General features: G+C 73.2%; 11 protein-coding genes. 7 read left to right on the top strand and 4 right to left on the bottom strand.

The window, feature by feature from the left end:
• Positions 1–84 precede the first annotated feature (84 nt).
• The 3 genes from ACFYUZ_RS18005 (at position 85) to ACFYUZ_RS17995 (ending at position 5,224) form a co-directional block, all read left to right on the top strand.
• Positions 85–2,403 (top strand): hypothetical protein, encoded by a 2,319-nt coding sequence (locus tag ACFYUZ_RS18005; RefSeq protein ID WP_389310235.1) that lies wholly within the window; start codon positions 85–87, stop codon positions 2,401–2,403.
• 492 nt (positions 2,404–2,895) lie between these two features.
• A complete protein-coding gene (panD, locus tag ACFYUZ_RS18000) occupies positions 2,896–3,321 on the top strand; it encodes an aspartate 1-decarboxylase (protein ID WP_389310233.1) in 426 nt (141 codons plus the stop codon).
• A gap of 466 nt (positions 3,322–3,787) precedes the next feature.
• Complete coding sequence (locus ACFYUZ_RS17995; protein WP_389310231.1) at positions 3,788–5,224, top strand: peptidoglycan DD-metalloendopeptidase family protein; 1,437 nt, start codon at positions 3,788–3,790, stop codon at positions 5,222–5,224.
• Here ACFYUZ_RS17995 and ACFYUZ_RS17990 read toward each other — a convergent pair.
• Positions 5,105–6,091: a DMT family transporter gene (locus ACFYUZ_RS17990; protein WP_389310229.1), complete on the bottom strand. Its 987-nt coding sequence runs from the start codon at positions 6,089–6,091 to the stop codon at positions 5,105–5,107. The two genes, ACFYUZ_RS17995 and ACFYUZ_RS17990, sit on opposite strands and share 120 nt — an antisense overlap.
• A 238-nt stretch (positions 6,092–6,329) precedes the next feature.
• Here ACFYUZ_RS17990 and ACFYUZ_RS17985 point away from each other — a divergent pair, with 238 nt between their 5' ends.
• The 3 genes from ACFYUZ_RS17985 (at position 6,330) to ACFYUZ_RS17975 (ending at position 9,092) form a co-directional block, all read left to right on the top strand.
• Positions 6,330–7,052, top strand: a complete 723-nt coding sequence (locus tag ACFYUZ_RS17985) for a (2Fe-2S)-binding protein (RefSeq protein ID WP_389310227.1) — start codon at positions 6,330–6,332, stop codon at positions 7,050–7,052.
• A gap of 60 nt (positions 7,053–7,112) precedes the next feature.
• Complete coding sequence (locus ACFYUZ_RS17980) at positions 7,113–8,597, top strand: SDR family NAD(P)-dependent oxidoreductase (protein WP_389310225.1); 1,485 nt, start codon at positions 7,113–7,115, stop codon at positions 8,595–8,597.
• 324 nt (positions 8,598–8,921) lie between these two features.
• Positions 8,922–9,092 carry a hypothetical protein gene (locus tag ACFYUZ_RS17975; RefSeq protein WP_185094709.1) on the top strand — a complete coding sequence of 57 codons (171 nt, stop codon included), beginning with the start codon at positions 8,922–8,924 and terminating at the stop codon, positions 9,090–9,092.
• Positions 9,093–9,148: 56 nt separating this feature from the next.
• Here the strand turns inward: ACFYUZ_RS17975 and ACFYUZ_RS17970 are convergent, their stop codons facing one another.
• From ACFYUZ_RS17970 to ACFYUZ_RS17960, 3 genes are read right to left on the bottom strand one after another with little or no spacing between them, the layout of a single operon-like run.
• Complete coding sequence (locus ACFYUZ_RS17970) at positions 9,149–10,576, bottom strand: lipase maturation factor family protein (protein ID WP_389310223.1); 1,428 nt, start codon at positions 10,574–10,576, stop codon at positions 9,149–9,151.
• A gap of 22 nt (positions 10,577–10,598) precedes the next feature.
• The gene (locus ACFYUZ_RS17965) at positions 10,599–11,150 is read right to left on the bottom strand and encodes a DUF1990 family protein (RefSeq protein ID WP_389310221.1); all 552 of its coding nucleotides are present in this window, start codon (positions 11,148–11,150) and stop codon (positions 10,599–10,601) included.
• On the bottom strand, positions 11,147–12,025 hold the full coding sequence (locus ACFYUZ_RS17960; RefSeq protein WP_389310308.1) for a YndJ family protein: 879 nt from the start codon (positions 12,023–12,025) through the stop codon (positions 11,147–11,149). Before ACFYUZ_RS17960 ends, ACFYUZ_RS17965 begins: the two co-directional genes overlap by 4 nt.
• A gap of 205 nt (positions 12,026–12,230) precedes the next feature.
• Here ACFYUZ_RS17960 and ACFYUZ_RS17955 point away from each other — a divergent pair, with 205 nt between their 5' ends.
• On the top strand, positions 12,231–13,355 hold the full coding sequence (locus tag ACFYUZ_RS17955; protein ID WP_389310219.1) for a DUF6777 domain-containing protein: 1,125 nt from the start codon (positions 12,231–12,233) through the stop codon (positions 13,353–13,355).
• The last annotated feature ends 103 nt before the right edge of the window (positions 13,356–13,458 follow it).

Genomic DNA, 13,458 nt, shown 5'->3' with positions numbered 1-13,458 from the left:
GCGGCCGATGCGCGCATGCCAGAATTCTTCTCACTCCATATCGCGTGAAGCGGTGGTGTCACATGTTCACCGGAGGATCCAGAATTGAGCCAGATCGACACCCGTCTCATCCAGACCGCGGTCATCGGAGGCCGCGACTCGGACCAGCCGGTGATCCTTCCTGAACAGCCGCATAACCTCGACGAGTTTCTCCGTCAGTTCGGAAGGGGCGACTTCTGGTGCGGCACGCTCCTCGGCGGCTGTGGAGAGCCACTGCGCCCCAAGCGGTACGTGACCAGGGTCTGCCACTTCGCCCACGAAGCCAATCCCGGCCGTGGGGAGTGCCACCGGACCACCCACAGCGCGGACAGCGCCGACCATTTGTTCGTCAAGGCTCATGTCACTCGCTGGCTGGCGACACAGGGGCACGAGGTTCAGGGAGAGCTGCGCACACTTGGGCACTGCCACGGTGATGCTGTGGACTTTCGGCTGCGTCGCACGAACATGCATCTCCGGTTCGAGCTCCACTCCGAGGACTACCGGAGCTGGCGCAAGGCGGCGAACAGCCTGGGCGCGAAGGAAGGCCATATCGAGTGGGTTTTCGGCCAGGACGACGCGCTCGCACGCGACATGGTGGCGCGGCGCGAATACGCGCTGCTCGTGCGGTGCGTGACCGAGGGAAGTGACCGTCGTGTGTCCATCGGTACTCTGGCCAACGGAAAGAAGACGGCCTGGGATCCCCTGGAACAGTGCCGGATGACCGGCAGCGGCCTTGTCACTCCCGCACTCGAAGAACTGCGCGCCAAGGGAGTGGTCCGCGACGACGGTACCGGCGGGGAACCGTTCCCCGGCAGCCTCCCCCTGTCCGGCGGGCAGGTCGTGTTCGCCGTGGACACCGAGTCGGCATCCCCGGTTTCGTCGCCTCTCACCATGGCCGGTCGGTACTTGGTCCCAGGCTTCGTCAAACCGGCGGGCAGTCGCATAGTCCGGGCTCACCTGTCTCTGCCCGACGCGGTGCCGGCTCCCGGGGACGAGCACGTCTACCGCCTCGCGGGCTCGGTTCGGTTGCTGGTCACGGACGTCGTCGGGGGAAACAGCTCTCCGTGGGCGATCCGGGCCGATGCCCTCACGAAGCTCGGCAGTTTGGAAGCGGAGCGCACCGGTCTGTGGCGTCCCAGCGTCGCGCTCGACGAGAAGCAGGTCCCGGCGCCTCGCGCCTCCGACATGTGTGAGCGGACTCCGGGGCCGGTGTCCAGCGAGTCCAAGGCGCCGGAGGCCACACCGGGAAGGCCGGCGGACATGCTCAGGAAAGTGTTGGAGGAGGTTGCGGCGAAGGGGGCCACGATTACGTGGAACGAGCTGGCTGGGAGGCTCGGCAGCTGGGTCCACGGCTTGCCGGACCCCAGACGCCAGGAGCTGCTGGTCGCGGTGGACAAGCCGCGGGTTCCCGGCCGCCCGTTGTTGAGCGTCCTGATCGTCACTCACTTGGGCAGGCCCCTCCCGTATCTGGATCGGGTGTTGAACCGCCTTGGAGCCGCCGAGCCGGCTTCGGATTTCGCTTTGCAGCAGTGGGCGGTGGCCGAGGCCGAGAAGACCCACCAGGCCTACGGCGGTGGACTGCCACGCGTGCCGGCCATCACGCCGCCCACTGTGCGCCGATCGACCGTCGAGCAGCAGGCGCCCTCCGCGAACGACCTGAGGCAGGCACAACGGAGACGCGCAGAGATGCGGAAGAAGCTGGACGAGGCGGCGAGGACCCGGGCCCGGACGAAGGGGAGGCGCGTCCAGCGCCTGCCGGAGGCGATCGAGCAAGGAGAGGCGCATCTCCGACGGTACGAGCAAGCCCGCTCCCGCGGGCGGGCCCTTAGCCTCTGGCTGGGCGAAAGCGACCGTGTCCTGGATCAGGTTCCGGACCGCGGACAGCGGCGGTGTGCCGACGGCCCCGCACGCGGTGCAGCGGCAGCGCCACGGCTTCCCGCTACCGGGGTAGGGCTCCAGCGGCTCCAGGCCGACCGACCGCAGGTCCGCCTCGGCCCGCTCGGCCCCACCGGCGCGCTCCTGGAAAATCGCCCGGCGACTCTCCTTCGCGCACTCCGTGCACCCGACCCGGCCGGCGCTGAGGTACGACGGTCTCGGGGAGATGATGCTTCCGCACGCCAGGCGCCGGGGCCGCCACGGCTGCCCGCTCCCGGGATAGGGTTCCAGCGGCTCGTATCCGGCCGCCCGCATCGCGGCGGTGTGCTTGGCCTCAGCTGCCTGGCTGCGCAGGCGCCCTGCATCCTTGCGGCCGGAGACAGGGCTGCGGGAGAACGAGCGAACCATGCGACGATTCTCGCCCTTCGGCGCGAGCAACGAGCCCTGGTGCGTGGACCTCCTCGAGAGTCGGGTTGCGCGGGTGCCAGCCGTCGTCCGGTTCCATCATGACCACGCCGTGGGAGATCCTGCTGTTCTGCGCCATCGCGTCGCGCACTGGCCGCGTGCCGATGGGTCCTCCTGATCGTGGAATAGACGTTCGCATCCCATGCGCTCAGTCCTGCTCGCCTGCGGCAACGTCGGCAGCCGTGCCCGTCCACGCTTCCGCATCCAGGGCCGAAGGGGCCGTGTTCCACGCACCAGAGCGATGTCGGTGCCCGACAGTTCGATAGTGCGTGGGCGCACGTCATCCGTGTGTAGAGGAACCCTCGCTTTCCTGATGACTCATCAGGAAAGCCAGCATCCGGTCAGTATGAGTCCCCGCGCGTTCCGGGCCGATCGTCCCCACAGGCGCCGGTGCGGCGCGAAACCCCAGGTGGGAAGCCGTCCAGCCCGACCGGAGCGATGTTCCTCACAAACATCGTTCGGCGCGTCCCGGTGTACAGTCGAGACCGCCCTTGACCTGCACAAAGCAGGCAGGGAGCCGTCTTAGAGGAGTCCCAAGTGCTGCGTACTCTGTTCAAGTCCAAGATCCATCGTGCCACCGTGACCCAGGCCGACCTGCACTACGTCGGTTCGGTCACCGTCGACGCGGAGCTGATGGAGGCGGCCGACCTGCTGCCCGGTGAGCTGGTCCACATCGTCGACATCGACAACGGGGCCCGTCTCGAGACCTATGTCATCGAGGGCGAGCGCGGCTCCGGCGTCATCGGGATCAACGGCGCCGCCGCCCACCTCGTGCACCCCGGCGACCTGGTGATCCTCATCAGCTACGGGCAGATGGAGGACGCGGAGGCGCGGGCCTTCGTGCCGCGTGTCGTGCACGTCGACGGCGACAACCGCATCGTGGAGCTGGGAGGCGACGCGTCCGCTCCCGTGCCCGGCAGCGACACGGTGCGTCCCCCGCACGCCGTGCCCGCCTCCGTCTGAGCGGCGGAGAGGCCCGGATCGAGGCCGTTTCGGGGCCCCGGTGACCGCCGGTCGCCGGGGTCCTCTCCGTGAGGGGCCCGGCGACCCGGAGGGCGTGGCCGGGGCGGTGGGGCGACCCTGGAGGGGGAGACCCCGTGAAGGGGCCCCGTCCACCGGGAGGTCCGTGATGACCCACCCCTTCCCCGATCCGCTGCCCCCGTCGCCGATCCCGCCCCCGGTTCCCTCGCCGCCGCCGGTGCCCCCGCCGAACCCGGTGCCGGCCCCTCCGGATCCCGCGCCTCCGCCGGTTCCCCAGCCGGGCGGGCCCGTACCGGACCCCGAGCCCCGGCCCGAACCCGGGCCCGCCGACGGGGGGCCGGAGTCGAAGCGGAGGTGACAGAAGAGGCTCGGGCTTCCGCGCGACCCTTGTCACGGAGCGTGCCCAACCCCTAACTTGGACGGCTGCTGCTGTGTTCAAGGGGGGCCCATGGCCGTACGCGGACGTCACCGCCGCCACCAGCCGAGCCGGATCAACCGTGCCTCGCTCACCGTCACGGCGGGAGGCGCCGGCATGGCGCTGCCGCTGATCGGAGCGGGCGCGGCGCACGCCGCCTCGCTCGACGTCTGGGAGAAGGTCGCGTCCTGCGAGTCCTCCTCCAGCTGGCACGTCAACACGGGCAACGGCTACTTCGGCGGCCTCCAGTTCACCCAGTCCACCTGGGAGCGGTACGGCGGCACGCACTACGCGCCGCGCGCCGACCTCGCCTCCAAGGACCAGCAGATCGCGATCGCCGAGCGCGTCCTGAAGGGCCAGGGGCCCGGAGCGTGGCCGTCCTGCGGCCCCCGGGCGGGGCTCGCCGGGGGAGGGGAGTCGCCCGACGTCGCCCCGGGGCGCGCCACGGCCGCCGAGTCCGCCGGTGGCGGGAACGACGTCCGCACCGCGTCCCTGCCCGGGCAGCGGGCGTTACCCGAGCACACGGTCCGCAGCGTGAGCCCGACCACCGTGCCCACCGTGCGCGAGATGTACACCGTGACGCCCGGCGACTCCCTGTCGGAGATCGCCCGTGACGAGCACGTCAGGGGCGGCTGGCAGCGCCTGTACGAGACCAACCGGTCCGTCGTCGGCGACGACCCCGACCTCATCCACCCGGGCCAGCGCCTGACCCTGCGCATCACGGCGCCCAAGAAGGCGGAGAAGGCCCACGGCAAGGCGGCGGAGAAGGCCCACGGCAAGGCGGCGGAGAAGGCCCACGGCAAGGCGGCGGAGAAGGCGGCCTCCTCTCCGAAGGCCGCCCGGTCGCTCAAGGCCGCGCCCCCCGGCCCCGCCAAGGCCGCGCCCCCCAAGAACCCCGCCACGAAGCCGTCCGCCAAGCCCGAGGCGGCCCCGAAGCGGCAGTCCGTCAAGCCCGTCCCGAAGCCCGCCAAGCGCACCACCGAGCCGAGCCACAAGCCCGTGCCCAGGCCCCGGCCCGCGCCGAAGGCCCAGCCCGTGTCCAAGCCCGCCGCCAGGCCGTCCGGGGACGGCTACTCCGCACCCGTCTCCGCGGACATCGGCACCCGGTACGGCACCCGTGGTTCCTCCTGGTCCAGCGGCTACCACACCGGGGTCGACTTCCCCGTGCCCACCGGCACCTCGGTCAAGGCCGTGGCAGGCGGCCGGGTCGTCTCCGCCGGGTGGGGCGGGGCGTACGGCTACCAGATCGTCCTGCGCCACGACGACGGCCGCTACAGCCAGTACGCGCACCTCTCCGCCCTCGCCGTCCGCGAGGGCCAGCGGGTGCACGCGGGGCAGCGCATCGCGCGCTCAGGATCGACCGGCAACAGCTCGGGACCGCACCTCCACTTCGAGATCCGGACGGGTCCGGGGTACGGCTCCGACATCGACCCCCTGGCGTATCTCAGGGCGCGGGGAGTCTCCGTCTGACGCGGGGGAGTCCGTCGACGACGCCGACGGCGGCTCCTGCGGGACCGCCATGCGGTCCAGCGTGAGCTGGACGAGGCCGGCCGCCGCGACCGTGCCGCAGAGCAGCGCGGCGACGGTGCCCGCCGTGCCGTACCGGAAGCTCTCGCCGAACAGCGTCAGGCCCACCGCCGCCGCGACCACCGGGTTCACCACCGTGACGGTGGCCAGCGGGGCGGCGAGCCCCGCACCCCGGTAGGAGGCCTGGGAGAGCAGGAGGCCGGTCACCGCGAACACGGAGAGGACGAGCAGCCCCGTCCACTCGGCGAGCGGGGCCCGGGGCGTCCACTCCTCGGCCACGGCCTTCGTGAGGACCGAGGCGATGCCGAAGGAGACGCCCGCCGCCGCGGCGAGCACGACGCTGCGCAGCACGGACCGGCCCACCAGGCGCGCCGCCGTGAACAGGACGGCCACCGCGCCGAAGGCGGCGCCCGCCAGCAGCCACCGCTCCCCGTCGTCCGGGGACCCGGCCTCGGCGCCGCTGGTGAGGCTCAGCAGCCCGGCGAGGCCCGCCGTGGCCATCAGCGCGCCGCGCCAGGCCCGTCGCCCGGCCCGGCGGCCGACGAACAGGGCCGCCATGGGCAGCGCGAAGACGATCGTCAGGGCGCCCAGCGGCTGGACCAGGCTGAGCGGCCCGTACGCCAGGGCGGCGACGTGCAGGGCCGCGCCGACGCCGTTCAGCAGGACGGACACCCACCAGGCCGCGCTGCGCAGCGGCGCGTAGCGCGGACCCGCGGCGGAGGCCGCGACGCGCTCCTGCACGATCGCCGCCGCCGCGTAGGCGACCGCGGAGGCCAGGGCCAGGGCGACGGACAGCACGAGTGGACTCATACCTTCCACGATCTCTCCTCCAGGCCGTCCGCGTCGTCGTACCAGGGGACGTCTTCCCGGGTACCACCGACGCAGTACGCGGCCCCCGCGTACGCCTCGGGGTGTACAACCGCGCAGGTCGGAAGGGGTGCAAAGCGGCCTTTACGGTCCCTCGCGACGGCTGTGCGGGAGCCTCGGGGAAGTCCGGAGAAGTTACGGTGGGGGCCGACGACAGGACTCCGGGGCGGGGGGCGTGGGCATGGGACTCGGCGCGAGCGGCGACAGCGGGTCGCCGGGCGGCTTCTTCGCCCTGCGGACCACCGCCCCCGCGACCGGTGGCGCGCACCGCCCGCTCGCCCGGCTGTACGCGGGGGAGGGCGGCCCCCTCACCGCGCGCGTGGACCACGTCACCGCCCGGCTCGGCGTCTCCGAGCGGCGCGTCGGCGCCTCCGTCGCCCACCTCGGCCTCGCCGCCCGGCTCTGGTCCGTGGCCCTCGGCCCCGCAGCGCTCCACGGCCGCTTCCCGGCCCTCGACCCCGCCGAGCTCTCCTGGGACGGGGCCCTGACCTCGCCCGACGACCTGTGCTGGGAAGGCTCCGGGACCCGCCCCGCGACCGTGGCCGAGCTGCGCGCGGCCGTCCAGGAGGCCCACCTCGTCCCGCTCCACGAGGCACTGCGCCGCGACGGGAACGTCTCCCCGCGTCTGCTGTGGGGCAACGCCGGCTCCGCCCTCGCCGGCGCCCTGCGCGAGCTGACCCGATGGGCACGCGCCCACGGACGGCCGGAGGCGGCCGAGCGGGCCGCCGTCCTGGTCTCCGGCCTCCTCGACCACCCGGACCTCGCCGGGACGGTCCGCGGCCCCCGGCTGAGGCGCACCAGCTGCTGCCTCTACTACCGCGTCCCGGGCGGCGGGCTGTGCGGCGACTGTGTCTTCGACCACGCCCCCCGAACGGGTTTGGAGGCGCGGCCCCCCGCTCCGTAAAGTTGCACTTTCGAAAGCCCGCGAGCGGCGACGTACGAGCGAACGAGGAACCCGAAGGCCATGACGGTGACCGAAGAAAACCAGGAATACGGGCCGGGCATCGACCCCGAGCGCCTGGCCGTCTGCCTGAGCGTCCTCGACGAGCTCGACAAGATAGACGTCGACCACCCGGACGCGATCACCGTCCGGCGCGCCACCGCCGGGATCTACCGGACCGTGAAGCAGCGCCGCCGCCAGGAGCGCCGGGCCGCGAAGACCGCGAACGACAAGGCGGTCACCGAGGCCACGGCCACCGGCTCCGCCCAGCGCATCGACGACGAGACCGAGGGCCTCCTGCCGACCTCGGTCACCGAGGAGGGGCGGATCGCGGGGATACTCCAGCGTCCTCGCTCCTGCTACGTCTGCAAGACGCGGTACGTCGAGGTCGACTACTTCTACCACCAGCTCTGCCAGCCGTGCGCGGCGCTGAACCGGGCCAAGCGCGACGCCAGCGCCGACCTCACCGGCAAGCGCGCGCTGCTCACCGGCGGCCGGGCCAAGATCGGCATGTACATCGCGCTGCGGCTGCTGCGCGACGGCGCCCACACCACCGTCACCACCCGCTTCCCCAAGGACGCCATCCGCCGCTTCAAGGCGATGGAGGACTCCGCGGACTGGATGCACCGCCTGGAGGTCGTCGGCATCGACCTGCGCGACCCGGCCCAGGCCGTGGCCCTCGCGGACCAGGTGGCCGAGGCCGGTCCGCTGGACATCCTGATCAACAACGCCACGCAGACCGTGCGCCGGCTGCCCTCCGCCTACGCGGCCCTCGTCGAGGGCGAGGACGCCCCGCTGCCGGCCGGTGAGCTCCCCGCCCACCACGTCATCGGCGCGTTCAACTCGGGCGCGGTCGGCGAGCTCGTCGGCTCGTCCGAGCTTCCCGCCGGCGTGCGCGACCTGGAGGCCCAGCAGGTCGCCGACCTCGCGCTCGTCGCGGGCAACGCCACCATCGCCAAGCACCTCGACGGCACCGCCATCGACGCCGGCGGTCTGGTGCCGGACGTCGTCGAGACGAACACCTGGGTGCAGAGCATCGAGCAGATCTCCCCGGTGGAGCTCCTGGAGACCCAGCTCTGCAACTACACGGCCCCGTTCATTCTCATCAGCAAGCTGCGGGCGTCGATGGCCGAGGCGGCGAAGAAGGCGGCCAGCGGCCGTGCCTACGTCGTGAACGTGTCGGCGATGGAGGGCGTCTTCAGCCGCGGCTACAAGGGCGCCGGCCACCCGAACACCAACGCCGCGAAGGCCGCGATGAACATGGTGACGCGGACCAGCGGCCAGGAGATGTTCGAGACCGACGGCATCCTCATGACCTCGGTCGACACCGGCTGGATCACCGACGAGCGTCCCCACTTCGACAAGCTGCGCCTCGCCGAGGCCGGTTTCCACGCCCCGCTCGACCTCGTCGACGGCGCGGCCCGCGTGTACGACCCCGTGGTGCGCGGCGAGGCGGGCGAGGACCTCTACGGCTGCTTCCTGAAGGACTACGCCCCCGCCAACTGGTAGACCGCCCGGCTGCCGCCCCTGCGGACGGCGGTCCGGACGCCGCCCCCTCGCGGGCGGCTCCACGGTTCCGGCAAGAGCGCCCCATCGGCCTGATGGGGCGTTTTTCCGTCTTGCTTCACCCGATTGCGTCACACTTTGGAGCCCGGTAGAGCGCGGGGGCGCTCATTTGGTTAATCTGATGCCCACGGTCGGCCACCGAGGACACACACCGTCTTCACGGCCTTCCTGGGACAGGCCTGCCACCAAGGCCGCGGTCCCGCCACGAACGGCGCCACCGCGACCGACCGGCACTTGTCCCACAGGTACGCGACAAAGGAGTGCGCGGTGACACCCGAACTGACGAAGCAGGAACCGCGACCGGCCGAACGCAACGACCGGCCGCGCCGGAACGGCGAGCTGGGCAGCCTCGACGTGTGGGCCCACGCGGCCCCGATCCGGCTCGCGGGCTACGAGGAGGACCTCGCCGAGCCCCACATCCTGCCCGGCATCGACTGATCCACCCGCTTCACCCCGGTGCCCCCGGCCGTTCCCCGCCGGGGGCACCGGTGCGTTCAGCGGGAGGTGCCCGTGGGTTCCCGCAGCCGGGTCGGCGGCAGGTACTCCCGCACCAGCGTCCGGTGCCACCAGGCCCCGGTGGTCCGGAGCTCGCGCCAGGTCGTGTAGCGGTAGCGGTACAGCCGGGCACGGACGAAGGCCGGCGGGGCGTCCGGGAAGGGGTTGTGGGCGAGCAGTCGCAGGGTGTCCCGGTCGCCGTCGAGCAGCCGCTCGACGAAGGGCCCGAACCACGCGCGCGCGTACCCGGGGGAGAGCGCGGCGAACCACATCAGCCAGTCGAGCCGCAGGTGGTACGGGGCGAACTGCCGGGGCAGCCGGTGAGGGTCGCCCGGCTTGCCCTTGAAGCCGTACTCGCGCCACACCGTGCCCGGGTGCGGTGCGGGGTCGTCGGTGCCCTCGACGACGATCTCGTCCCGGATCCGGCCGACGGTGCCGAACGCGCCGTAGCTGTTGACCAGGTGGTACGGGTCGTACGAGCGGTTCATCGCCTGGCGCCGGGAGAGCAGGTTGCGCGCCGGGCCGTAGCTCCGGAACAGGACGAAGGCGGTCGCCGCGACCACCACGACCACGTACCAGAGCGGCGGATCCGGCTGTGGGTGCTCGCCGGTGAGCGGGGAGGCGTCCACGACCGACAGGGCGAGCACGATCGTGATCCAGTTCAGCCAGGCGAAGTTGCCGGAGAGCACCAGCCAGAGCTGGGTGGCCACCATCAGACCGGCCGCCACCGTGGCCACCGGCTGCGGGGTGAAGAGCAGGAACGGCACGACCAGCTGGACGACGTGGTTGGCGGCGACCTCCACCCGGTGCAGCGGGCGGGGCAGGTGGTGGAAGAACCAGCTCAGCGGGCCGGGCATCGGCTGGGTCTCGTGGTGGTGGTAGAGGCAGGTCAGGTTCCGCCAGCACGGGTCGCCGCGGATCTTGATGAGTCCGGCGCCGAACTCGACGCGGAAGAGCAGCCAGCGCAGCAGGAACAGGATGAGGACCGGCGGGCCCGTGTCGTCGTTGCCGAGGAGGACCGCGAGGAACCCGGTCTCCAGGAGCAGGGACTCCCAGCCGAAGGAGTACCAGGTCTGACCCACGTTCACGATCGACAGGTAGAGCGCCCAGAGCACCAGCCACAGGAGCATCGAGACCGGCAGGGGCACGGCGTCCCCGACGCCCGCGACGAGCGCGAGCGCGAGGGCGGCGCCGGACCAGGAGACGGTGGCGAAGAGCCGGTCGGAGTAGCGCCAGTGGAAGAGGGAGGGCGTGTGGCGCGGACGGGTCCGGCGCACGTACTCCGGCACGGGGAGCATGCCGCGCTCCCCGATCAGCGCCCGGAACTGCAGGGCTGCCGACAGGAACGCCACGCAGTACAGCCCGGCGAGGCCCCGCTGGAAGACGATCCGGCTCAGCCAGTGGTCGGGCGCGGTGAACCACTCCATCCCCTCCAGTATCGGTCCGGGGTCACGCCTTGACGAGGCGCCGGAGCGTCCGGCCGAGCCGGCGGGCGTACGCGTGCTGGAGCCGCGGGACCACGGGCCCGGCGAGCCGGGTGTACCAGGTGGCGGGCCTGCTGAAGGCGGTGACCGTGAAGCGGACCGTGCCGTCCGGCTCCAGCGCGACGACGAAGGACTCCTCGCCGCACTCGGCGTGTCCGCTCAGGGTGCCGTAGGCGAAGCCGGTGCGGTTCTCCTCGTACGCCGTCCAGATCACCGAGCAGGGGACGCCGAGCCGGAGCGGGCCGGCGCCCAGCGACACCTCCAGCCGGACGCCGGGCTCGGCGCGGCCGGCGTCGGCGCGGACGCGCGCCCCGGAGGCGCGGTGCATCCGCCAGGTGGTGACGGCCGCCCCGGCGGTCTCGAAGGCGGCCCTGCCGTGGCCGACGACCGTGCTGTGCCGCAGGTGGTGGTAGTCGGCGGGGAGCGCCTCGGGGGTGCGGGTGGCGCCGACCTCGCGGTAGGTGAGGGCGGGGCGGCGCGGCGCGGGGCGGGAGAGGTCGTGGGTGAGGCGGGTCATGCCGGGAGCTCCGTTCGGGGCGGGTGCGGGAGGGGCGGGAGGGGTCGGGAGACGCGGTCGGTCGCGAGGCGGCGCCGGGCGAGGAGCGCGCAGACGGCGAAGCCGAGGGCGTTGCCCAGGCCGTGCGTGGCGGCCGTCCAGGTCAGGGAGAGGTGCGGAAGCCCGGTCGCCTCGCCCAGCGCCCAGCTGAGCGCGAGCAGCATGGTGGCGACGAGGACGAGGGCGGAGACGGCGAGGAGGCCGCGGGTGAGCCGGTCGGCGGCGAGGTCGCGGCGCTCCCGCAGGGTCAGCACGGAGACCGCTGCCATGCCGGCCGTCAGGACGACGGCCCCCGCGAGTTCGGCCCAGTCGCCGACGAAGTAGCCGAGCAGGACGAGCAGGGTGCCGGCGGGGACGCTGAGGGCGGCGAAGCGGGCGGCGGGACCGTCGGACGTGCGGCTGACGAGCCCGGCGACCAGGGCGGCGGCGAAGCCGGCGAAGTGGAAGTGCGGGACGGTCAGCGCCAGGACGTCCAGGTCGAAGCCGAACAGCGGGTACGAGGCCCGCTCGGCGACGAGCGCCAGACCGGCGACGGACGGGGCCGTCAGGGCGGAGACGACGGCGAGCTCGCTCGGCCGGAGCGAGCGGGTGAGCGTCAGCCGGGCCGGGGCCTGGAGCGCGAGCGCCAGGGTGGCGAGGGCGTACACCGCGGCGAGCGCGGCGGCGGCCGGGGAGCGGGGCAGCCAGAGGGCCAGGGCACCGGGGACGGCGAGCAGGGGCCAGGCGCGCCGGAGCGGGTCCCAGCCGGGCGGCCGGGGGCCGTCGAGAAGCGCGAGCCCCGTCGGGACGACCCAGAACATGCCGATCATCACGACCGGATCCACCAGGACCGACAGCGCGGTCATACGACGCCACCCCCACTTGAACGCGTTCAACTGGCAAGTCGAGCGTAGGGCCTTTCTTGAACGCGTTCAAGTCGCTCGCCGTCGCGACCCGATCGGCCGCTCTCCGCTTGCGGGGCCCCGCGCGCTGCGACAGACATGAGGGACTGGCCGGAACCGGGCGCCGGGCCCGGTGGAGAGAGAAGGACGGGAGAACAAGGTGCGCTCATCCCTCCGCCGGACGCGGCGGACCCGCCCCGCGGCCGCGGGCCTCGTCTCGGCGCTGCTGCTCACGGGCTGCTCCTCCGCCTGGGAGGGCGCCGGCGGCGAACCGGCCCCGGCCCCCGCCCAGGACGTCCTCCTCCAGCCGCTCGGATCCCATGGGCCCGACCCCTTCACCGCCTCCACCGTCCGGAACACCGCACCGCCCGCCGCCCCCGACCGGCAGCCCGGCGACGGCGGCCCGCAGGTCCGCGAGGTCACCGGCTCCACCCCCGGCCTCTACGGCGGCACGCGCGCGATCGGCAGCTGCGACGTCGAACGGCAGGTCGCCCTCCTCACCGCGGACGGCGCCAAGGCGCACGCCTTCGCCGAGGCCGCCGGCATCCCCGAGACCGGGGTCGCCGACTGGCTCCGCGGCCTCACCCCGGTCGCCCTGCGCACCGACACCCGCGTCACCGACCACGGCTACCGCGAGGGCCGCGCCAACGCCTTCCAGGCCGTGCTGCAGACCGGTACGGCGGTCCTCGTCGACCAGTACGGGGCCCCGCGCGTCCGCTGCGCCTGCGGCAACCCGCTCCGCAGCCCCGCCGCCGACACGAGCGGCATCCACCGGGGCGCCCCGTGGGGCGCCTTCGACCCCGACCGCGTGGTCACCGTCCGGCCCGCCTCCTCCGTCGTCACCAGCCTGGTCATCGTGAACACCACCGACCGCACCTGGATCGAGCGGCGGACCGGCAGCGACGGGGACCAGGACAAGAAGCCCGCCGTGGAACCGGCCTGCGACCCCGACACCTGCGCCCTCACCGACCCCGGCACGGCCGACCCGGACACCCCCGGCCGCCCCACCTCCCCGGACCCGGCCTCCCCGGACTCCACCGCCCCGCTGCCCGACGGCCCCGACCCGTCCGGCACCGGGGGCACGGGCACCGATCCGACGGCCCCGACGCCGCCGGCCCCCGACCCGTACACGGAGCCCTACCCCGACCCGTACGCCGAGCCCTACCCCGACCCGTTCGGGCCGGCCCCCTCCGAGCCGCCCACCGCCCCGGACGGGACGGCACCGCCCGAGGAGCTCTTCCCGGCCGGTCCGGTGCCCGACCAGCCGGAGACCTTCCAGGGGTGAAAGGGATCTTCCTGGTGCGCACCGGCGGTGCTGCGCCTAGCGTGGCCCCATGAACGCGGTCAGCGGGGGCGGCGAGCCGATCGCACGGCCGGGCCGTGCCCCG

The organism is Streptomyces sp. NPDC004266, assembly GCF_042874095.1.
Classification (GTDB): domain Bacteria; phylum Actinomycetota; class Actinomycetes; order Streptomycetales; family Streptomycetaceae; genus Streptomyces.
This window is presented reverse-complemented; position numbering and strand designations above follow the sequence as displayed.